This window comes from Nitrospirota bacterium (assembly GCA_040757595.1).
Taxonomy (GTDB): Bacteria; Nitrospirota; Nitrospiria; order Nitrospirales; family Nitrospiraceae; genus JBFLWP01.
Genome location: JBFLWP010000008.1, coordinates 101,919 through 121,939, shown reverse-complemented (window position 1 = coordinate 121,939; position 20,021 = coordinate 101,919). Strand labels below are relative to the sequence as shown.

At 64.4% G+C, this 20,021-nt stretch carries 23 protein-coding genes and 2 tRNA genes; 10 read left to right on the top strand and 15 right to left on the bottom strand.

The features are described 5' to 3' along the window. Positions 1 to 3: 3 nt before the first annotated feature. From AB1411_09310 to rfbC, 4 genes are all read right to left on the bottom strand, one after another. Positions 4 to 1,281, bottom strand: a complete 1,278-nt coding sequence (locus AB1411_09310) for a heterodisulfide reductase-related iron-sulfur binding cluster (GenBank protein ID MEW6543796.1) — start codon at positions 1,279 to 1,281, stop codon at positions 4 to 6. 67 nt (positions 1,282 to 1,348) lie between these two features. Continuing rightward, positions 1,349 to 1,777 (bottom strand): rubrerythrin family protein, encoded by a 429-nt coding sequence (locus AB1411_09305; GenBank protein ID MEW6543795.1) that lies wholly within the window; start codon positions 1,775 to 1,777, stop codon positions 1,349 to 1,351. Between the two features lie 29 nt (positions 1,778 to 1,806). Further along, positions 1,807 to 2,271 (bottom strand): Fur family transcriptional regulator, encoded by a 465-nt coding sequence (locus AB1411_09300; protein MEW6543794.1) that lies wholly within the window; start codon positions 2,269 to 2,271, stop codon positions 1,807 to 1,809. Between the two features lie 147 nt (positions 2,272 to 2,418). After that, positions 2,419 to 2,973, bottom strand: a complete 555-nt coding sequence (rfbC, locus tag AB1411_09295) for a dTDP-4-dehydrorhamnose 3,5-epimerase (protein MEW6543793.1) — start codon at positions 2,971 to 2,973, stop codon at positions 2,419 to 2,421. Between the two features lie 116 nt (positions 2,974 to 3,089). Here rfbC and AB1411_09290 point away from each other — a divergent pair, with 116 nt between their 5' ends. Further along, positions 3,090 to 3,893, top strand: coding sequence for a cyclase family protein (locus AB1411_09290; protein ID MEW6543792.1), 804 nt, complete (start codon positions 3,090 to 3,092; stop codon positions 3,891 to 3,893). A gap of 9 nt (positions 3,894 to 3,902) precedes the next feature. Then, the gene (locus AB1411_09285; protein MEW6543791.1) at positions 3,903 to 4,175 is read left to right on the top strand and encodes a MoaD/ThiS family protein; all 273 of its coding nucleotides are present in this window, start codon (positions 3,903 to 3,905) and stop codon (positions 4,173 to 4,175) included. Between the two features lie 109 nt (positions 4,176 to 4,284). Here the strand turns inward: AB1411_09285 and AB1411_09280 are convergent, their stop codons facing one another. Beyond that, positions 4,285 to 4,578, bottom strand: coding sequence for an HU family DNA-binding protein (locus tag AB1411_09280; protein ID MEW6543790.1), 294 nt, complete (start codon positions 4,576 to 4,578; stop codon positions 4,285 to 4,287). A gap of 291 nt (positions 4,579 to 4,869) precedes the next feature. Here AB1411_09280 and AB1411_09275 point away from each other — a divergent pair, with 291 nt between their 5' ends. The 4 genes from AB1411_09275 to AB1411_09260 all read left to right on the top strand — a co-directional run bounded on the left by AB1411_09275 (position 4,870) and on the right by AB1411_09260 (position 6,443). Then, positions 4,870 to 5,439, top strand: a complete 570-nt coding sequence (locus AB1411_09275; protein ID MEW6543789.1) for a hypothetical protein — start codon at positions 4,870 to 4,872, stop codon at positions 5,437 to 5,439. Between the two features lie 67 nt (positions 5,440 to 5,506). Next, on the top strand, positions 5,507 to 6,073 hold the full coding sequence (locus AB1411_09270) for a YkgJ family cysteine cluster protein (protein ID MEW6543788.1): 567 nt from the start codon (positions 5,507 to 5,509) through the stop codon (positions 6,071 to 6,073). Between the two features lie 128 nt (positions 6,074 to 6,201). After that, positions 6,202 to 6,277 (top strand) — tRNA-Arg (locus AB1411_09265). 90 nt (positions 6,278 to 6,367) lie between these two features. Continuing rightward, positions 6,368 to 6,443, top strand: a tRNA-Lys gene (locus AB1411_09260). Positions 6,444 to 6,641: 198 nt separating this feature from the next. Here the strand turns inward: AB1411_09260 and AB1411_09255 are convergent. Beyond that, the gene (locus AB1411_09255; protein ID MEW6543787.1) at positions 6,642 to 7,115 is read right to left on the bottom strand and encodes an EVE domain-containing protein; all 474 of its coding nucleotides are present in this window, start codon (positions 7,113 to 7,115) and stop codon (positions 6,642 to 6,644) included. A 499-nt stretch (positions 7,116 to 7,614) separates the two neighbouring features. Between AB1411_09255 and AB1411_09250 the strand changes: the two genes are divergently transcribed. Continuing rightward, positions 7,615 to 8,214 carry a YdcF family protein gene (locus tag AB1411_09250; GenBank protein ID MEW6543786.1) on the top strand — a complete coding sequence of 200 codons (600 nt, stop codon included), beginning with the start codon at positions 7,615 to 7,617 and terminating at the stop codon, positions 8,212 to 8,214. Between the two features lies 1 nt (position 8,215). Here AB1411_09250 and AB1411_09245 read toward each other — a convergent pair whose 3' ends face one another. Both AB1411_09245 and AB1411_09240 read right to left on the bottom strand, forming a co-directional pair. Beyond that, a complete protein-coding gene (locus tag AB1411_09245) occupies positions 8,216 to 9,394 on the bottom strand; it encodes a PQQ-dependent sugar dehydrogenase (GenBank protein MEW6543785.1) in 1,179 nt (392 codons plus the stop codon). Next, a complete protein-coding gene (locus AB1411_09240) occupies positions 9,391 to 9,768 on the bottom strand; it encodes a hypothetical protein (protein ID MEW6543784.1) in 378 nt (125 codons plus the stop codon). The genes AB1411_09245 and AB1411_09240 overlap by 4 nt, the downstream gene beginning before the upstream one ends. Before the next feature lie 269 nt (positions 9,769 to 10,037). On the opposite strand from AB1411_09240, the gene AB1411_09235 reads away from it, so the two are divergent. Both AB1411_09235 and thrH read left to right on the top strand, forming a co-directional pair. Further along, on the top strand, positions 10,038 to 10,871 hold the full coding sequence (locus AB1411_09235) for a YkgJ family cysteine cluster protein (GenBank protein ID MEW6543783.1): 834 nt from the start codon (positions 10,038 to 10,040) through the stop codon (positions 10,869 to 10,871). A gap of 31 nt (positions 10,872 to 10,902) precedes the next feature. Continuing rightward, complete coding sequence (gene thrH, locus AB1411_09230) at positions 10,903 to 11,523, top strand: bifunctional phosphoserine phosphatase/homoserine phosphotransferase ThrH (GenBank protein MEW6543782.1); 621 nt, start codon at positions 10,903 to 10,905, stop codon at positions 11,521 to 11,523. Positions 11,524 to 11,821: 298 nt separating this feature from the next. Here thrH and AB1411_09225 read toward each other — a convergent pair whose 3' ends face one another. The 7 genes from AB1411_09225 to AB1411_09195 form a co-directional block, all read right to left on the bottom strand. Then, on the bottom strand, positions 11,822 to 13,624 hold the full coding sequence (locus AB1411_09225) for an alginate export family protein (protein MEW6543781.1): 1,803 nt from the start codon (positions 13,622 to 13,624) through the stop codon (positions 11,822 to 11,824). A gap of 206 nt (positions 13,625 to 13,830) precedes the next feature. Next, positions 13,831 to 14,259, bottom strand: a complete 429-nt coding sequence (locus AB1411_09220) for a helix-hairpin-helix domain-containing protein (GenBank protein ID MEW6543780.1) — start codon at positions 14,257 to 14,259, stop codon at positions 13,831 to 13,833. Between the two features lie 111 nt (positions 14,260 to 14,370). Further along, positions 14,371 to 16,113 (bottom strand): alginate export family protein, encoded by a 1,743-nt coding sequence (locus tag AB1411_09215; protein MEW6543779.1) that lies wholly within the window; start codon positions 16,111 to 16,113, stop codon positions 14,371 to 14,373. A gap of 344 nt (positions 16,114 to 16,457) precedes the next feature. After that, complete coding sequence (locus AB1411_09210) at positions 16,458 to 16,754, bottom strand: hypothetical protein (protein MEW6543778.1); 297 nt, start codon at positions 16,752 to 16,754, stop codon at positions 16,458 to 16,460. Between the two features lie 18 nt (positions 16,755 to 16,772). Continuing rightward, positions 16,773 to 17,063: a twin-arginine translocase TatA/TatE family subunit gene (tatA, locus tag AB1411_09205; GenBank protein ID MEW6543777.1), complete on the bottom strand. Its 291-nt coding sequence runs from the start codon at positions 17,061 to 17,063 to the stop codon at positions 16,773 to 16,775. A gap of 142 nt (positions 17,064 to 17,205) precedes the next feature. Then, complete coding sequence (gene tatA / locus AB1411_09200) at positions 17,206 to 17,484, bottom strand: twin-arginine translocase TatA/TatE family subunit (protein MEW6543776.1); 279 nt, start codon at positions 17,482 to 17,484, stop codon at positions 17,206 to 17,208. Positions 17,485 to 17,686: 202 nt separating this feature from the next. Beyond that, on the bottom strand, positions 17,687 to 19,162 hold the full coding sequence (locus AB1411_09195) for a class I SAM-dependent methyltransferase (GenBank protein ID MEW6543775.1): 1,476 nt from the start codon (positions 19,160 to 19,162) through the stop codon (positions 17,687 to 17,689). Positions 19,163 to 19,309: 147 nt separating this feature from the next. On the opposite strand from AB1411_09195, the gene AB1411_09190 reads away from it, so the two are divergent. Then, the gene (locus AB1411_09190; protein ID MEW6543774.1) at positions 19,310 to 19,888 is read left to right on the top strand and encodes a hypothetical protein; all 579 of its coding nucleotides are present in this window, start codon (positions 19,310 to 19,312) and stop codon (positions 19,886 to 19,888) included. The last annotated feature ends 133 nt before the right edge of the window (positions 19,889 to 20,021 follow it).

Below are 20,021 nucleotides of genomic sequence, written 5' to 3'. Positions count from 1 at the left end.
GCTTCACCGGGACAACCCGTAGGCATCGCGAACGATCTGGATCGGGTGCAGGACGCGCCGGCCGGCCGCGTGCTCCCTGGCCCCAGCCTGGTCCAGTTGGAGGGCGGCCAGCGGACAGTCCGAAGCGACGAGGTCCGCCGGGTGCTGTTCGATCTCCCGCAGCGCCTTCCGGGCGATCTTCATGGAGAGGTCGAAGAATTCGACCTTGGCGCCCCAGGTCCCGTCGTGCCCCGAGCAGCGCTCGACCAGCTCGACCTTGGCTCCGGCCAGCTCCATCAGCTCCTTGGACTTGAACCCGATGTTCTGATCCCGCAGGTGGCAGGGAATCTGATAGGCGACCAGCCCGGGCTTGTTCGTGAAGTCCAGGGCCAAGGTTCCCGCGCGCTTCATCCGCATCAGGTATTCGCAGATGTCGAAGGTCCGCTGGGACAGCCGGGTCGTCTCCTCTCCGGGCAGGAGATACGGGTACTCCCGCTTGAGCATCAGGCTGCAGCTCGGCACCGGCACCACCACGTCGTAACCGGCGTCCAGCCAAGGCCGCAGCGACCGCAGATTCGCCCTGCCTGCCTCGACCATCGCGCCGGTGTCCGCGATGTCGAAGGCCGGCATGCCGCAGCACCGCTGCTCCGGCAGCACGACCTCGACCCCGTTCTTCTCCAGCACCTGGACCGCGGCTTTGCCGACGTCGGTCGCCTGATAGTTGACCAGGCAGCCGGCGAAGAGCGCGACCTTGCCTTTCCCCCCCGGTCCTGCCCTCGGCCTTCCCCGCCGGCTCCACCAGCGCGTGAAGGTCTCGGCCTGGAAGGCCAGCACGTCTCGGTCCCGATGGATCCCCACGAGCCGCTCGATCCAGGGGCGCAGCCCTTGCAGCCGCAGCAGCCGGTTGGTGACCGCCGCCGTGAGACTGCCCATCTTCCCGATCAGGTCGGTCTTGACCAGCAGCCGGTCGCGCCAGCGGACTCCCTGCTCGCCGGCCAGTTGCTTCTTCCAGGCGATCATCAGACGCGGAAAGTCGATCCCGTACTGGTGCGGGGGCGTGTAAGGACAGTGGTTGTAGCAGAGCTTGCAGTAATAACACTCGTGCACGACCCGCTCGAAGTCGGCCGGAGCCAGCTTGCCGAGATCGCTCTCGTGCACGTCGATCCGGTCGAAGAGCGTGTTGAAGGACGGGCACAGGTTGAAGCAGCGCCGGCACCCGTCGCAGACCTCGTAGACGCGCAACGCTTCCCGTTCCAGTTGGGGGCGGCCCCAGCCTGGCGTGATGAGATCGAACCCCTTCATGCGATGTGCCGTGGAGAGCGGGCGGCGGGGGTGAGGCGGCTCGCCCCCGCCGAATCGCAGCGACGGATCAAGCCTGCTTCAGGCTGTCCAGACCCTTCGTAAACCGGTTGGCATGCGACCGCTCGGCCTTGGCCAGGGTCTCAAACCACTCGGCCAGCTCCGGGAAGCCCTCTTCCCTGGCGGTCTTGGCCATGCCCGGATACATCTGCGTATATTCGTAGGTTTCCCCCTCGATCGCCGACTTCAGGTTCGCGTCGGTATTGCCGATCGGCACGCCCGTCGCCGGGTCCCCGACCTCCTTGAGGAAGTCCAGGTGGCCGAAGGCATGGCCGGTCTCCGCCTCGGAGGTGTCGCGGAACAGCCCGCCGATGTCCGGGTACCCCTCGATGTCCGCCCGCCGCGCGAAATAGAGATACCGGCGGTTCGCCTGGGACTCCCCCGCGAACGCCTGCTTGAGATTCTCGTGGCTCTTGGTCCCTTTCAGACTCTTGCCCATGCTGCCCTCCTCCTGAATACAATAAAGGGTTACTGCCGCGTCCGTTGAGCGACTCGCGCTCCGCGCGGCCTCCGACGGCGGCAGGCCGCGCAGTATCCATGAAATTCCACTCGATGGCCGACCACCTGGAATCCGGCTTGAGCCCGCTCCCCGGCCGAGAGCCGGTCCAACGAAGGATCCGTCAAATCCCGGATCTTCCGGCACCCCAAGCAGATCAGGTGATGGTGGAGGCTGATGTTGGCGTCGAACCGGGCCCGGTCGTGCCAATAGTTCACTTCGTGCACGAGCCCGGCCGCGCGCAGCGCCCCCAGCGTGTAATAGACCGTGTTGGGGGAGATCATGGGGTGCTGCTTCCTGACCTGCCGGAACAGATCCTCCGCGGTCGGGTGGCTGGTGGTTCCGGCCAGCGCCCGATAGATCGCGAGCCGCTGAGGGGTCAGCTTCAGCCCGCGACCCCGGAACCGTTCCCGTATCTCTTCCAAGCTCAGTTCCATATGAATCCTTTGTAGGAATAAATCCTATTTACTATGGTTACCCGTGTCCTGTCAACGGGTCATCAGCTGCCGGCCGCGCACGCCGACCGCCGGTGGCTTCGAGGACCATCTCCCCGTTCGTTTCGCCCCCAACAGATGGGAAACCGATCAGCCTTCGTACAGAGGCAAGTCGCCGGTCATCTCGGCAAGGGTCTTGTAGGCTTGGTCCTTCGCGGAGAGCAGAGGGGCAGACAACGGCCAGCGGATGCCGATGGCGGGATCGTTCCAGATGATGCCGCGCTCGTCGCGCGGCGAATAGAAGTCCGTGCAGTTGTAAATCAAGCCGGCCGTTTCACTGAGCACGCAGAAGCCATGCGCAAAGCCTGTCGGGATATACAGTTGGCGCCCGTTTTCTACCGAGAGTTCGAAGCCTACCCACTTGCCGAACGACGGCGATCCTCTTCGGATGTCCACGGCTACGTCAAAGACCTTGCCTTCCACCACCGTGACCAGCTTCCCCTGCGCATGATCGAGTTGATAGTGCAGCCCCCGTATTGTCCCTTGAAAAGATTTTGAGAAATTATGTTGCACGAAGGGACCGGGAATGCCTCCAGCCGCGTATTTCTTGGCATGGCATATTTCCAAAAAGAACCCGCGCGGGTCCTTGTGGACATCTACCTCGACCAAAATAACGCCCTTCAATTCGGTTTCGATGAACTGCACGCGCCTCCTCCCTCTTGCTTTTCCCCCGATGAAGTCGTGTATGTTATCGAAATCGTCGTGGAAAGAAAAGCAGCCTCAACGCTTTTTCTGACTGTCGCCGAAGGAGAGTGCATGCCATGAACGGGCATTCCGGGCGCCTTCTCACCAGGCTTTTCCTCTGGTCTCTTATGATGGGAGCCCTCACGGCCTGCATGACAACGCGGCCTCAATCCCTGATAGATCTCACTCACGCCTTTGACCAAGACACGATCTACTGGCCGCACAACAAGCAATTCCAATGGGCGAGAACCAGTTGGGGGATGACCGATGGGGGGTACTGGTACGCATCGGCCGACTTCTCGGCCTCCGAGCACGGCGGGACCCACATCGATGCCCCCATTCATTTCGGCCGCGACCGGAGCACGGTGGATCAGATCCCGTTGGAGCGGCTGACCGGACCGGCGGTGGTGATTGATGTCCGGGCACAGTGCGCCGACAACCCGGACTATGAAATGACGGTCGCCGACATCCAGGCGTGGGAGGCCAGACATGGCCGCATTCCGGACGGAGCGATCGTGTTCATGCTGTCCGGATGGGGGCAGCGGTGGCCGGACAAGAAGCGCTACCTGGGCAGCGACACCCCCGAGGACCCGCTCACCCTCCACTTTCCTGGACTTTCCCGGGACGCCGCGGAGTTTCTGGTCACCCGCCGCGCGGTCCGCGGGGCAGGCATCGACACAGCGAGCATCGATCCCGGCCGATCCCGAGACTTCCCGACTCACCGCGTGTTGAACGGCGCCGATGTCTACGCCCTCGAAAACGTGGCGAAGCTAGAGCAAGTCCCCCCGCGCGGTGCGACCGTGTTCGCCCTGCCAATCAAGATCAAGGGCGGCACAGGGGGACCGGTGCGGATCATCGCCTTCGTCCCGCAAGCGGAATGAGGAGTCGCCATGGTGACGATCATGCTGATGGGCCAGTTGCAGACGACGGACGGGGAGCGCGATCTGGCCTGCAAGGTCTCCGGCCCTTTGACGGTCCGCCAGCTCATCCAGCGGCAGGGCGAGCCGCTCCGTCCGGTTCTCGACCTGATGAAGCAGAAGAAGCTGCTGGTCACGGTCAACAAGCGCATCGCCAGCGAGGATACGGTCGTGCAGGACGGCGATGCGGTCAAGCTGGTCGCCCACGATGGGATGGGAGGCAGCGGCCTGGCCCCGACGTTCTGACCGGCGTTCGCCGCCCGGGAGTGTGGAGGGTCGGCTCAAAAAAAACGAGGGGCCGGCTCGTCTTCTTGGCGAGCCGGCCCCTGAACGGGAGAAGTTGTCAACGCCAGCGTCAGCGCCTGCCGAGGATGGCGTCCTTCGCCGCTTTGGCCACGCGGAACTTCACCACCCGCTTGGCCGGAATCTTGATCGCCTCACCGGTTTGAGGATTGCGCCCCATGCGCGCTTTCCTGTTGGCCAGCACCAGCTTGCCGACTCCGGGGATCACAAAGGGACGGCCGCCTTTGGCCTCCTTGTACGCGACGGCGGCCAGATCGTCCAGGATCTGTCCAGCCGCTTTCTTCGTGATCCCGGCTTTCCCAGCCAGGTGATCGGCAATCTGGGACTTCGTCATCGATTTTGCCATACGGACCTCCTCAGGATGTCAAAAAGGTGAACTGCTAGAGCCGGTTCCCGGTGAAATCGGCGCGTGGGAATCGTGTCTTCAGCGTCGGCCGGACGAGCCCGAACCAGCCGGGTTCATCCGGTAAAATCGGACGAGAGTGTAACGAAAGTCCCCTACCCTGTCAACCACAAAAAGCGCGACTGGCCGAGGGAACGACGGGCTCGGAGGCGGGCTTGAACCCTTCCGTCCGAGGGAGTAGAGTAAGGTCCCGCCGGGCTTGAACCATCCCGGCAAGGAGATCCACAAACGCGCATGGCCAAGGAACTGCCGGTTCTGCCTGCCAGCCCGGAGCCACAGCCGTCTGGGGCGGGAGAGGAGTACGTCTACTGCCGGGTCTTCTGCTGTCGTGAAAATTCCCCACCCCTCCGACTGTTGCTCGACTTCCTGAAATCAAAAGGCCAGTTGCCGCTGATCCCCAAGATGGACCCGGCGGCGCTCGACGACTGGGCCTGGGTGCAGGTCACTCTCGGATACAACCGTGAGCGGAGACCCGTCCAGCTCTTCTGCGTCAGGGACCGGGGCAGCTACAAGGACGTCTTCGACAAGGAGCAAGCGGGCTTTCTGGAGCGGCTCTCGATCTACGACGACGTTGAAGCCCAATTGGCGCGCGAGTTCGTGACGCGCGCCCGGTTCATCGTGACCACCCGCCTCGTCAAGAGCGATACCTCCGAAGAAGGGTACGACTTCAACGGCTGGGTCCTGGAGTTTTTCCAGGAGAACTGCAACGGCATCGTCCAAGTGGACGGGCAGGGATTTTTTTCCCCCAAGGGCGAGCTCGTCGTCGACATGCAGGACGCCGGCTCGGAAATCGACCACGCCTGATCGCGGCTCCAAGACCTCCTCCCCAGAGCGACGCGAGCGGCTCTTCAGCCGGGCCGAGCAGTGGTTCGTGCGGGCGCGAGCTGCGTCGCTGGGCGCCCTCCCCTGCGGGCGGGGCTGCAGCCAATGCTGCATCGGCCCCTTTGCAATTACGCTCGTGGACGCCGCCGAGCTGCAGCGCGGCCTGGCTTCCCTGGCCGAATCGGTTCGCCGCGGGATTCGCGCTCAGGCCAGCCGCCAGGTTTCCACGATCGAGGCCGAATTCCCGCGTCTGCGTGAGTCGCCGTTCCTCGACGAGTGGAGCGAAGCCGACCTGGACGTCCTGGTCGAACGGTTCGCCCACCTCCCCTGTCCGGCCTTGGCCCCTGACGGCAGCTGCCGGATTTATGCCTTCCGCCCCGTCACCTGCCGGATGATGGGCATCCCCGTCGAGGCGGACGGCCTCGTCGAAGGGGCTTGTTCGGTCCAGACAGCCGTGCCTGTTGTGCGATTACCCAGCCGGCTCCGTCGCGAGGAGCAGGGGCTGGCGGAGCGGGAGGCCGCGGCGCTCGTCCTCCTCCATCGAGCCACCGGCGCAGCCGGCGACGAGGTTCTGCTCCCGTACGGCTTTTTGTCGGAGCGGCTGCCCGCCAACTGAGGCAGCGGACGCCCTCCTTCGCCGGAGCGCTTCAGCCAGACCTCGACTGCCCTTCTCCACTGCGTCACGGTCTAGACAGGGCTGGAGCGGGTGTGCTAAGGTAGCGAGCTTCCGGGCTGAACAGGGATGCGCCTGTAGCTCAGTGGATAGAGCACTAGCCTCCGGAGCTAGGGGCCACAGGTTCAAATCCTGTCAGGCGCGCCAACAAACCGTTAGACGTGAAAGGTGAGACGTGGGAGGAACAATTCCTTCTCCCAACTTCTCACGTTTTACGTTTCACTCTTCAGATTCGGTGGGCCGTTAGCTCAGCTGGTAGAGCAGCTGACTCTTAATCAGCGGGCCGTAGGTTCGACTCCTACACGGCCCACCATCCCTCGCTTGCGTGTACCGACGCGCTATTTTTCTTGTGCGCGGCGGAGAAACCCTCACGTGCTGCTTCATTCCAACGCCCGCTTCGATCACATGCGGGCGGAGAGTTCCTTTGCCTCAAGTAAGCTTAGATAGCTTGCTGGGACCGCTCGCCATATGATTGTTCCTGGCGAGCGGAGAAAACCCTCGCGCGCGAACGTCACGCCCCAGCCAGCTTTAGGAGAAGCTTCCACTCGTCGGGACGCACCGGCTGGACGGACAGACGGGAGCCCTTGCGGAGCAGCTCCATCTGCTTCAAGCCCGGCTCTTTCCGCAGAGCGCTCAACGGGATCGGATGTGGAAAGATCCGGAGCAGACGGATGTCCACCATGAACCAGGTCGGTTTTGCCGGATCGCTGCCGGGGTCGAAGTGTTTATCCTGCCGGTCGAACGCGGTATGATCCGGGTAGGCGGCTCGCACGACCTCCGCCACACCGACCACGGCCGGTGGATCGGCGTTGCTGTGGTAGAACAGGACCTGATCTCCCACCTTCATCGCCTTCATGTAATTGCGTGCCTGGTAGTTGCGCACGCCGTCCCAGCAGGTCGTCTGGTCCGGCGCCCGACGGAGGTCCTGAATGGAAAACGCGCCAGGCTCGGATTTCACCAACCAATACCGCCGCTCTCTGGACATTGGCACCTCCTGCACCGTCTTCCCCGCCAAGGATCCGCTCGACCTACAGGGTCAGGTGAGCCTGTCGCCCTGTTCCTTGTCCGACCGTCGCGGGAGTGCTATCCTGCCACGCGACGGAAGAATGGCGGACAGTCGGCCCGTCTTGCGCGATGGCGCAGGACCCATCGTACTCCTGTCGGCAAATCGTTGGAAAGGTTGCCGGACCGCAGACGCGGGCGCAAGGTCAGCAGGCCGAAAACGAACCGGTTTTCAGACGTCATTGCCAGCCTCGAACGGAGCGACGATCATGGAGCTTTCTCCCTTCCTCTACGGGCTTTACAAATTGGCCAAATATGGAATCTATCCGCTAACTTGGATTTTTGGGGGACTCGGGTTGTCCTGGGTGCTCCTGCGCACATCACAACAGTCGTCGGAGCGGCTTCGGTGGGCACGGCGCCTGATCGTCTCTTCCCTCTTGCTTTTATATCTACTGGGAACCCCCCTTGCCTCGCATGTCCTGATGGGACTCGTGGAGGCGCAGGCTCCTCCATTCGATCCCGGCACGGGCAAGCACTTCGATGTGATCGTCGCGCTCGGAGGGGGGGCAGAAACTCGTGGCTCCCTCAGGCCGAGTGATGAGCCCTCGATCTCGAGTATCCGGCGGACCCTGTGCGCCACGACCCTCTTTACCCAGGGCCTGGCCCCGAAAGTGCTTTTCGCCGGCGGAGACGCCAGCATCATCGGGGAAGGGGCGGAAGAAGCCGTGGTGATGAAGGATCTCGCCGTGCGGCTCGGCGTGCCCGAGCAGGCGATCCTGGTCGAAACACGTTCCCGGAACACCTATGAAAACGCCGCCCAAGCGCGTCTGGCCTTGGGCGACGCCTCGGTCCTGTTGGTCACCTCCGCCAGCCATATGCCGCGGGCGCTAGGCCTCTTCCGCAAGCAAGGTCTCGATACGACCTCCTATCCCTGCGGCTATTACATGCAGAACAGGCCGGAGGATGCGTGGGACGCGGACCTCTTCGATTTTTTGCCGAGCGTAGAAGCCCTCTACCTCAATACCCTGGCTCTTATCGAGGTGGCCGGGATCCTCGTCTACAGCCTCACCGGCAAGCTGTGAGTCATCGTGACGCTTCCGCGATCCGGTTCACCGTCCCTTCGTGCCCCACCACGTAAAGCTCCCCCGCCTGGTCCTGCCCGAACGACGAAATCTTCAGGCCGCTGGACAGGAGCACCTGCGGCTGCCCGTCCCGCAGGCCGAAAATTTCTCCGCTGCAATAGTCGCCGTACACGTAGACGCCCACGAGCCCCTTGATCCGGCTTCCCCGGTACACGTAGCCCCCGATGATCGAACAGCGGGAGCCCCGGTTGGCATATTCCGCAACCGGCAGGACCAGCCCCTCCGTTGGGCAGCCGGTTCGGGGCAGGAAGCAGTGGGCCCCCTCCATGATCCGCCAGCCGTAGTTGCCTCCGGGCCGGACGAGGTCAACCTCTTCCCAGTCGTCCTGGCCGACATCGGCGACCCACAGGGCGCCGGTGGCGCGATCGAAGGAAAAGCGCCAGGGATTCCGGAAGCCGAGGGCGAAGATTTCCGGCCGGCCGCCGCCGGCCGCGAACGGATTGTCGGGCGGAATGGCGTAGGGCGTTCCTCTATCCACGTCAATCCTCAGAATCTTCCCGAGCAGCTCCTGCCGGTTCTGTCCCCGGTTTTCCGGATCGCCCCCTGCCCCGCCGTCGCCGAGCCCGGCATACAGGTACCCGTCCGGACCGAACTCCGCCATCCCGCCATTGTGATTGGGGTACGGCTGCGGGACCACGAGGAGCACCTTCTCGGTCTGCAGGGCGAGGTCGGAATCTTCGGAGACCCTGTATTCGGCGATCACGGTCGCTCCATCCGGCGCGCGAGTGTAGTTCACGACAAACCGGCCGTTCCGGACATAGGCGGGATGGAAGGCCAGCCCGAGAAGACCCCGCTCCTCTCCAAACCGGACCCTCCCGGTCAGGTCGAGGAACGGTCGTTCCCGCAGTCGGCCGTTCCGAACGATGCGGATGCGCCCAGGCTGCTCGACGATGAACAGGCGTCCGCTTCCGTCCCCTGCGTGGGTCACGAAGAGGGGGTTGCTGAGGCCTGTCTCAACCACCGGGAGCAGCCGGATCATCGGCCGTGGACCGGCCCCGGCCGGTGGTGGCTCTTCAAGAGCCGACGCGGAATGCTCCGCCGCTCCAAAGCAGAGACCCGCCGCCAGGCCAATGAGGATCGCCTTGCCGAACGGGCCGCCGCGCCGGCTCAGCCCGGTCACGAGCCGGCTTCCCCGTCGCGCGCCTCAATAAACTCGATCAGCGCCCGGTAGGCGAGCTCCCTGATCCTGGCCTTGGAGCCGGCCTGACCGCCCACGTTGGCTTCCAGCCAGACGCGATCCCGGACGAAGGACTGTGCGTCGTTGCAGATCGTCCACATCTCGTGCAGGAACCCTTCGGGCAGACCCACTTGCACCCCTTCCGATTCGATCCGGTCGTCCAGGATCGCGAGCAGGTCGCCGAGAGCCTGATCGGGTCTGTAGGCGGGCGAGTCGAAGCCGAACGGCCGGTTGGCCTGCACTTCCTGGCGGGCCTGCTCAACCAGGTCCTGCATGTAGGCCTTGAGGAGCCCGAGCAGATGGCCCGACACACGCATGGAGGCAATCTTAGCCCATTCGTTGCCTCCTGCCTACTGCCTGCTGTCCGCGCCTGCTGGTTGCTTGACCGTCCGCCGGGTCTCCCCTATGATGGGCCACGGACGGCAGAGCATTGATGGGTGAAGGGTGATCGGTGGCGAGTGACGTCTAAAACAGGCTCGTGGCGCGGGGCGAAGAGGCGGACCCAATCCTCTAGCCTCTGGCCCCTTGCCCCTAGCCTGAGCAACGCCTTTACCGATCACCCGTCACCTATCACCGGCAGACCACCATGACAGAAGGAAAAACGACCGAACGGTACGACGTGTCGCTGAACACGCCGGCCGGGCCCGTCACGGCCTCGATCGACGTCTCCACCGGCTTCGTGCCCGTGACCGACCTGGTCGCCCCGCTGCGCCGCCTGAGCGAACAGGCCATGGAACTGGAGGAGCGCGAGGCCCTGGCCGCCGGTCAGCCGGTGTCCTGCAAGAAGGGGTGCGCGGCCTGCTGCCGCATGTTGGTCCCGGTCTCGGCCCCGGAGGCCTTCGCCCTGCGGGAGACGGTCGCCCGCCTGCCGGAAGCCGGGCGCCAGGCCACGTTGCGGCGGGTGGCCGAGACACGAGCCGGGCTCGAGCGAGCCGGCCTGCTCGCCCACCTGACCGAGATCGCCGAGACCGACCGGCAGTTGAGGGACGAAGAGATGGAATCCACCAACCGGCGGTACTACGCCCTGCGGCTGCCCTGCCCCTTCCTGGAGCAGGAGGTCTGCTCCATTTACGAGGACCGCCCGGCCGCCTGCCGCGAGCTGTTGGTGACGACGCCGCCGGAGCTCTGCCAGGACGTCGTCGCCAATCCCGTCCGGTGGCTGCCGGTCCCGGTGCGGATGAGCACGGTGCTGGGGCTCGTCTGGTCGCACCTGGTCGGCGGACCGGTCCGGTTCATCCCGCTTCCGCTGGCCCTCGACTGGGCGGAGCGGCACGCGGCCGAGAACCGCGCCGCGTGGAAGGCCGGCGATCTGCTGGACCAGGCCTTGGACAAGGTCTGGCGGTACCTCAGCCGGGAAATCGCCAGCCGTCAGAATACGGCGAGAGGCGCGGGGCAAGAGGCAAGGGGCGGGAAAACGTGAGGGGAAACGGTTGACAAACCAAGAGGGGAGAATGAACCGACCGGTGTTGGCCTGTCTCGATCTGGAAGGGGTCCTGGTCCCGGAAATCTGGATCAACGTCGCCGAGAAGACCGGGATCGGCGACCTGCGCCTGACCACCAGGGACATTCCCGACTACGACGCATTGATGAAGCGCCGGCTGGGCATCCTGAACCGGCACCAACTCAAGCTGGCCGACATCCAGGCGGTCATTGCCACGATGGGACCGCTGGAGGGGGCGGCGGAGTTTCTGCACTGGCTGCGGGAGCGCTGCCAGGTCATCATCCTCTCGGACACGTTCTACGAGTTCGCCCTGCCCCTCATGAGGCAGCTCGGCTACCCGACGATCTTCTGCAACCGTCTGGAAGTGGATCGGGAGGGACGGATCGTGAACTACCACCTGCGCCTGCCGGACCAGAAGCGGCAGTCGGTCGCCGCGCTGAAGGGGCTGCGGTTCCGGGTCGTCGCGGCCGGCGACTCCTACAACGACACCTCCATGCTGGCCGAGGCCGACGCGGGGATCTTCTTCCGCCCGCCGAGCGCGATCAGCAAGGAGTTTCCGCAGTTCCCGGTGACGCAGACCTACGAGGAGCTCCGGCAGGAGTTCTGCAAGGCAGGCGGCCTACGGCCGTAAACGAGTGCGGCTTGAGGCAAAAGGCTAGAGGGAGAATGTTACCGCTGCTGGTGACTGCAATACCACCACATGCCCAGCACGAATAGGAGAGCCATAATGGCTAGGATGAGCAAGGTTTCCACGCTGTCAGCCTAGCACAACGGTTGGGAGAAGGCGAGGGGGCGGTCTTCGGAACAGGCTAGGGGCGAGGGCTGGAGGCGCTGAGCAAGAAGCGAGGACTTCGTCTCTCCAGCCCCCATGCCTCTTGCTTCGCGCCCCGCACCTCTACTACTCATCACTCGTCACCCGTCACCTCTTCTTAGAAGTTCATCCAGAGCTGCATGATGCCCCAGTCCTGGTCCGCGTAGGTCCCCAGGTTGTTCTTCACGTACTGCCCCGCGAAGAAGTGCCCGTAGGTGACGGTGAAGGAGACCTTCCCGTCCGCGAACATGCGCGTCCAGGCGAAGTCCGTCTCGTTCCCGACGTGGCTGGTGGTGTTGTCGGACCGGGAGTAGACCAGGGGTCCCTGCGCGCCGCGGTACCAGTTGTCCCGCGCGTTGGCCAGGAAGTGCGCCTGCCCCCAGAACTCGATGTGGTCCCGCTCGCTGGGGCGAGCCTGGATGTTCACCTGCGGCTGGATCGAGTTCCGCCAGGCGTGGTTCAGCATGTAGCCCGCGTGGATGTAGTTCGTCGGGAAGAAGTTCTCGAACGTGTTGGCCGTCTTGCACCGATAGCCGGCCGAGGCGGTGGTGCCGTTCGCGCAGTTGGCGTTCCCGTCGCCGGAGGCGTAGTCGAACCCGACGGCCACGCGCGGCTTCCACTTGTGCTCGTAGAACGTATAGCCCAGCCAGTTCCTGGTCGCCCAGGCGTTGATCGTCAGGTTCCGGTCGTTGCTCCCGCCGATCCCGGAGGCCATCCGGCCGGTTTGCCAGGCCGTCTCGTTGATGAAGTCCCAGTTGCCCTTCCGCATCTCGGTCCGGTTGCCGAACATGTGCCGGGTCTGGGCCGCGTGCTTGGGCGTCCCGATCCCGTTCCCCGCGTTGGCCGAGGCGGGCAGGTCGTTCAGGTACAGGACGTAGTAGGGCTCGAACAGGAAGCCCGGCACGGCCTTGATCTGGTTGTACAGGATGAACCAGTTGGCGTCGCCGCCCCCGTCCGGCGTGCCGTTCCGCGCAGCGGCCCCGCAAGGGGTGCCCGCCGCCGTGGCGCTGCCGGCCGCGCCGCCGGTCGTACAGTTCACGTTCGCCGCCAGGCTCCCGACCGGCGCGCCCTGATAGAGGTCCGTCTCCGAGCTCCGGAACCACCCCAGGTAGGTGTCCATCTTCTTGGTCGAATACTGGAACATGATCCCGTCGTGCGAGTAGCCGGTGTTGGCCCAGTCGAAGTGGCCGAAGAGGGAGTGGTTGCCGAACACGACATACTGCCGGCCCGCCTTCATGCTGAGGCCCTGGATGTCGCCCAGGTTGCGGATGAGCACGTAGCCGGCCCGGACGCCCAGCCGGCAGTTGGACTGGCCCCCGGCAGCGGACACGCCGCAGTTGTGGTTCAACGGGTCCCCGCCGTTCCCCGCGTTGTTCGGGTTGCCGTTGCCGCCCCAGACGGCCGAGTCAATCATCTCGAAGTAGAAGTTCACGTCCGGGGACAGGTCATAGCCGAGGCCCAGCCTCGTCCACTGTTGGACGTAGAAGTCGCTCGCGCCCTTCCCCTGGTTGGCCCGGTTGGCCGTGCCGGTGGTCGTGTTGAAGCTGTTGCAGACCCCGCCGGCCGGGGCTCCGCCGCCGAAGCAGACCCCGTTCCGCCACTCGGGCCGGACCCGGAGGTCCGCGCGGATCCAGAGCTTCTTGACGTCGAAATTCCGGCCGATGACCGGATCGTAGACCTCGTAGGCCTCCTTCTGGGGCATGGACCGGGGGATGTGCGGCAGGTTCGTGATCCGCTCGCCCGGCGGCAGCTCGTACCCGGCCCGGGCCGGCGAGGCGACCAACAGGCCGACGAAGGGCAGGACCGACACGAACGTCAGGGCTAGGCCGCGGAGCAGGTTTCCGATCCGGCCGTTCTCGGCGTCGAACCCTGTGAAGAGCAAGAACAAATCTTCAAGATACGCAAGACACTCCAAGAGCATGGCAATTCCTTCTCGTTCGTCTCCCACCGAGTTGCAGGGTGAATCCTGAAGAACCGGCAGGCGGGATGAAGGCCAAAAGAATCCCCGCCGAGAACGGCTTCCCGTCCTCGGCGGGGATTTTCTCTTCAGGCTTGAGGCAAGCGGCTAGAGGCTAGGGGCTGAGGACTTCTTCCCTCTCGCCCCTCGCCCCGCGCCTCTCGCCCGTTTTATGGCGCCGTGTAGCTCCCGTACTTCGGCACCTTCTCGCAGGTTTCCTTCGGCTCGCCGTTGTTCTGCTTGCAGAGGTAGAAAAGCGCCCCCTGCCCAGACAAGCGGGCTTCCTTGTGCAGCCTCGCCTTGGCATAGGCCGTGGCCATCTCCAGTTGATGGATCGCGTTCTTGTCCGCGCTCGCGCCCTTCGCCTTGGCCAGCGCGTCCTGGTACAGGCCGGCGGCCTTGTCTATCTGCCGCACGTCCGCGCCGCCCAGCTTGGTCAGATCCACCGTATAGCGCTTCCCCACGGCGGGGAAGTCGGTCAACTCCTTCACCGCCTGAGCGGTCAGCGACAGGGCTTCGCTGACCTGCGCGCTCGCCTGGGGCGGCTGGCTCAGCGCCACCGCCGCGGCCGCCACAGCCAGAAACATCATTTTTTTCATGGTTCGTCTCCTTCTTCGTGATGGGTGATGGGTGATGGGTGATCGGTTCCGGCGTCGGAATGCGCGCCTGCCCTCTTGCCCATCACACATCACTTGTCACCGATCACCGATTTAGAAGTTCATCCAGAGCTGCACGAAGCCCCAGCTCTGATCGGAGTGGGTGCCCAGGTTCTTGGCGATGTACGAGCCGGTGAACAGGTGGCCGTACGTGGCCTGGAAGGCGACCTTGCCGTCCGCAAACATGCGCGTCCAGGTGAAGTCCGTCTCGTCGCCGATGTGCGTGGCGTCGTTGTTGTTCGCCGACCAGACGTAGATGCCCTGCGCGCCCCGGTACCAGTTGTCCCGCGCGCTGGCCAGCCGCAGGTGCGAGTACCAGAACTCGAAGTGGTCCCGCTCCGTCGGCCGCATCTGATAGTTGAACTGCGGGCTCCACATGTTCCTCCAGGCGATGATGTCCATGTAGCCCATGTGGATGTGGTTCGTCGGGAAGAAGTTCTCGAACGTGTTCGCGGTCTTACACTGCCGGCCCGCCGTGGGCGAAGTCCCGCCGGCCCCCGCGCAGTTGGCGTTCCCGTCGCCCGAGGCATAGTCGAAGCCGACCGCGATCCGGGGCTTCCACTTGGACTCGTAGAAGGTGTAGCCCAACCAGTTCCTGGTCGCCCAGGCGTTGATGGTCAGGTCCCGCGCTTGCGGGTTGGCGGCCACCGAGCCGGACGACATGCTGCCGGTCTGCCAGGCCGTCTCGTTGATGAAGTCCCAGTTGCCCTTCCGGATTTCCAAGCGGTTCCCGATCATGGACCGGATCTGGTTGGCGTGCTTGGGAGTGCCGACGCCCTGGGCGTTGTTGTTGAACGTGTTCATGTTGTTCATGTACAGGACGTAGTAGGGCTCGATCAGCATGCCCGGCACGGACTTGATCTGGTTGTAGAAGATGAACATGTCCGCGTCGGCCGAGCCGTCCGTCGTGCCGGCCCGCGCAGCGGCGCCGCAAGCGGTCCCCGCCGCCGTGCCGCTACCGACCGCGCCGCCCGTCGTACAGTTCACGTTCGCCGCCAAGCTCCCGACCGGCGCACCCTGGTAGATGTCCGTCTCCGCGTTCCGGAACCACCCCAAGTAGGAGTCGAAGTTCTTGGTGGAATACTGGAACATGATCCCGTCGTGCGAATAGCCGGTGTTCGCCCAGTCGAAGTGGCCGAACAGGGAGTGGTTGCCGAAGATCACGTACTGCCGTCCGGCCTTCATGCTCAGGCCCTGGATGTCGCCCAGGTTCCGGATCAACACGTAGGCGGCCCGGACGCCCAGCCGGCAGTTGGACTGGCCGCCGGTAGCGGACACGCCGCAGTTGTGGTTCAGCGGGTCCCCGCCGTTCCCCGCGTTGTTGGGGTTGCCGTTGGCACCCCACGTCGCGGAGTCAATGATCTCGAAGTAGAAGTTCACGTCCGGCGAGAGGTCGTACCCGATGCCTAGGCGCACCCACTGTTGGACGTAGAAGTCGTTGGCGCCCTTGCCCGAGTTGGCCCGCTGCACCGAAGCGGTGTTACAGGCCCCGCCGGCCGGCGCGCCGCCGCCGAAGCAGACGCCGTTCCGGAACTCCGGCCTCACGCGCAGGTCCGCGCGCAGCCACAGGTTCTTGACGTCGAAGTTCCGGCCGATGACCGGGTCGTAGATCTCGTAGGACTCCTTCTGCGGCATGGACCGCGGGATATGGGGAAGATTGGTAATGCGTTCGCCGGGGGGTAGCTGGTACCCGGCCAGGACCGGCGAGGCGAGAAGCTGGAACCCGGCGACCACGAGGGCCGCGGCCAGCGCGATCGGGTGGAAGACCCACCCTTTCCACTTCCTGATGCTGCTCATAGCGTTCCTCCTGTGAGTTGGGCGTCCGGCCGGGGCCGCTTGCCCGCCGCCGTATGCTCCCTCCGTGCATGTCGAATGCTTCGGGAATGACCCGCTCTCACACTATGAAGCGGCTCTGTCAAGTCCACCCCCACCTTCCCCTTCCCCCTTCGAGGGGGAGGGTCCGGGGGAGGGGGTACATCGGAAGCCTGTTGTGCCGCAGGCTCCCCGAATCGTCAGGCTTGAGGCGATGGGCTCGCGACAAGAGGTCGCTCGACCTTGCCCATTGGCTTGCCTATGGCCTCGTGCCTCTAGCCCATAGCCTATTGCGCGTCCGTCACCCCCTTTCTTTTTCGTCAGTTTACTCATTTTCCAAGCAACGCCCCGATGACAGCAAGTAACACCATGAACTGAATCCCGACCAGCCATCTGAACTGAGTCGAAACCTTCTGGTCCAAGGAGTCAATGCGGCCACTCAGGCGATGGTCCGATGCGTCAATCCGCGCGGCCAATTCTTCACGAGAGCGGTCCACCTTCTGATCCAGGAAGGTCAACCGTTGTTCCAGGCTCTGCAAGCCTTCCCGGATGTCAGCATACCCCCGTGAGTGCTCTTCAACTTTCCCCTCGAGATAGGCGACCCTCTCTTCAAGCGTAGCCGGCATGAGGTTTTTCGGTCCCGCCTAGCTATTTGCCGTCCGCTGCTCGACTCCCTGGTCGGGTTTGGAGACCTTGTCAATTTCCTCTTCCGCTTCCTTGACCGAGGCCTGGAAGTCCTGCTCGACCATCTTGACCTCCTGCTGGATCAAGTTGATCTCCGGCTCCACGGACTTCCGCAGGTCATCCGCCGTTTCTTTGAGCCCCTTGACCGCCTTGCCGACCTGCCGTCCGACCTCCGGGAGCTGCCTCGGCCCGAACAGGAGAAACGCGATAATCAGGATGACCAGAACCTCGCCGGCTCCAAGACCAAACATCTTTTTTCAGGCGAGGGGCTCGAGGCGAGGGGCTAGAGGAGACGCCCACACCGAACCCGCGTCCTCCCGAGCCTCTCTCCCCCCACTCCAACGCCACCTCCCAAATCCTTCTCTCGTACCGCTCGCCTCGGGCCCCGCGCCCCTAGCCTTGCTTCTGCTGCGCGTTCGCCGGCGCCGGCTGGGCCGGCTGCCCGGGCGCCGACTCGGCCAACTGCTGCGGCGGGGCCGGTTGGGCCGCCTGCTCCTGCGGGGCGGGCGCCGCCGTCACGTCCACCGGCTCCGGCTCGTGGACGGCCTTCTTGAACCCCTTGATCGCCTTGCCCAATCCCTCCCCGAGCTGCGGGATCTTGCCCGCGCCGAAGATAATGAGCACGATGATCAAAATCAGCAGGAGCTCCATCCATCCGAACGAGCCGAACATGCCACCCTCTGGTCGTCACGAAGGATTTTTTCGTCCCTACCGCAAGTTACCCGGCTCGCGGAGAAACCTGTCACCCCGTCGGCGGTGTGAGGGTACAAAAAAATCGCGAAACATGTCAAGAAAATTTGAGGACTCCGCCAAAATAGCCGCCGGCGGGCCAACCGCCTGGAGCCTCGGCCCCCTCCCCCTCCACGCCCTTTTCCTATGTGTTCTTCATCTTAACAGGGGCGAAAGAGAAGTGGTAATAGTCCACGGGCTGCTGGGGAAATCGGAGGGCGGCCTTGACCAGGTCCGGCTCGTACCCCAGGCCTTCCAGGCCCGGCATGGCCGCCAGGAGCTCTTCCTCGCTGAGATAGGCAACCGTGTCCGGCACCCCGTCCCGCTTCAACGACTGCAGCAAGCCTTCCAGGAGCTCCCGCTCCTCCCGGGGCGTCTCCTGGGCGAGCGGGAACTCGATCTTCCGCTCGTAGGGGCTCCGGTAGTGCTCGTTCAGCACCCGGATCGTCTTCACGACGAGCCGGTCCCGCTCCCAGGGCTTGAGGGTCCCCGCCGAGGGATAGGTCGCCAGCAGATCCATCAGGGTCAGCACGTTGGTGCCCAGGCTCCGCCCGACGAACTCGTTCTGGGCTTCGATCGTCACGTCGGCCAGCCCCAGGTGCCCGGCCACGGCCTCCACGAGCGCAAAGTTCACCATGAAGCTGTATTGCCCCCCGAAGAGCCCGTAACAGGGCTTCTCCGGATCGTTCAGCACCTTCAGGTCCCGGGTGCCCGCGTCGAAGCTGCTGAACCCCGCGGCATCGGGAGCCAGGAGACGCACGGCCTCCTTGACGGTCCCGAAGGCGCCCAGGTTCACCGGCACCAGGACCTGCTCGTCAATCTTCTTGAGGAATTCCGTGATCGTCTTCCGGTAGGGGACCGACTTCCATTCCGTCTTGTGATATTCCCGCTCCCAGATGATGTCCTCGAGGAAGGGGGGGAACGCGCGCAGCGCCTGGACGTCCTTCTCTTCGAAGGCCCGGATGAAGCCGGACCAGTCGGCGATGGCCGCGTGCTTGGCTTCGCTCAGGTTGGGCCGGAGGTGCTCCTCTTCGATCTCCGTGCCCTTTCGGAGCATCAGCTTGGTGGGCAGCTCGTTCCACAGCTCGTTGCAGAAGATGCGATCCACCGTCCCGCTCCGGACGGAAGCGAGGTTGTCCGCGCCGGCGCAGAGGGTCTCGACGCGCTCCAGATGGGGCGCCAGATCCGGATGGGTCCGGGCCGCTTCCATGATGGCCGGCTGGCTGTCCACCAGGACGTACCGGATCCGGGGATAGACTGTCCCTTCCTTGTCCAGGGTCTTGAGGTGCGTGAGGAAACAGGCGGCCAGGTTGCCGTTCCCGCAGCCCCATTCCATGACCGTGAGGGGTGGCGCGTGACGCGTGACAGGTGAAGGGTGACGGCTCTCCTCACGCGTCACGTGTAACGCATCACGCTTCACGACCCTTTCGAAATAGTCGGCGGCCAGCGCGTGCGCGAGCCGGTAATCGGCCGTGCCGAACGTCTGGTAGTAGTCGCGGACGCGCCCGCCCAGCAGGCCGTAGAAGATCTGGCCGACGTGCGCCTGCCACTCGTCCACCGGCTTGAATTCGCCGATGAGCTGGGGCAGGGCGTCGGGATTTTTTTTGCTGTGCGTCGCCATCGGCCTCCTGCCCGTGGGGGCGCGATTCTAGCAAACCCTCGGAAGTCCCCGCAACCGCCCGTGAGACCGTGACGAGTGACGGGTGGTCGGCGACGGGCGCCGATTGACAGCCCAGGGTCCGCCTGTGTATCTGTAAATAAACTGCGCATGAACCCACGCATTGTCCGGCCCGTCCTCTTTGCTTGTCAGCTCGCCTGCCTGGCCGCCGCCGCGCCGGGGCAGGCCGACGATCCCCCGCTCACCCGGGACGTGCCAATCGAGCAGTTCCAAAGCCAGCCGAGAGACAAGCCCTACGACTACAACGCCCCGCCCGAAGGGCTGTTCCGCACGATCCAGATGGCGAAGGGCTTCGAAGAGGAGATGGGCTTTCATCGGAGCTTCGAGATCGTGCCGGTCAACCCAGGCGACGTCTTCCGGTCGGACGATCCGGCGGTCTACGTCGTGTTCAGCGTCTATCCCCACTACCAGTCGTTCCAGGTCTCCGGTCTCTGCTACCCCGAGGCGGTGCCCGACCTGGACCCGGCCAAGGTGATCGCCCAGGACGCCATGCACCTGACCCTGGAGGACGACACCGGCTACATCAGGCTCCAGGCCCCGTCCGGCGGCTGGAAACCGGGCCGATACAAGGTGGAGATCCACGTGGGATTCCAGGTGAACCAGTTGAGCCTCATGGGCACCATGCGGTTTTCCGTGGCTCAGTCCGCCCCCGTGACGCGTGACAAGTGACGCGTCACTCAGGCTAGGGGCACGGGGCGCGAGGCTAGAGGTTTTCGATCCGTCCCCTCGCCCCGGGCCTCTCGCCACGAGCCTGTTTTACTCGTGACTCGTTTGACCCCTCTCCAGACTCTCCTGTAGAATG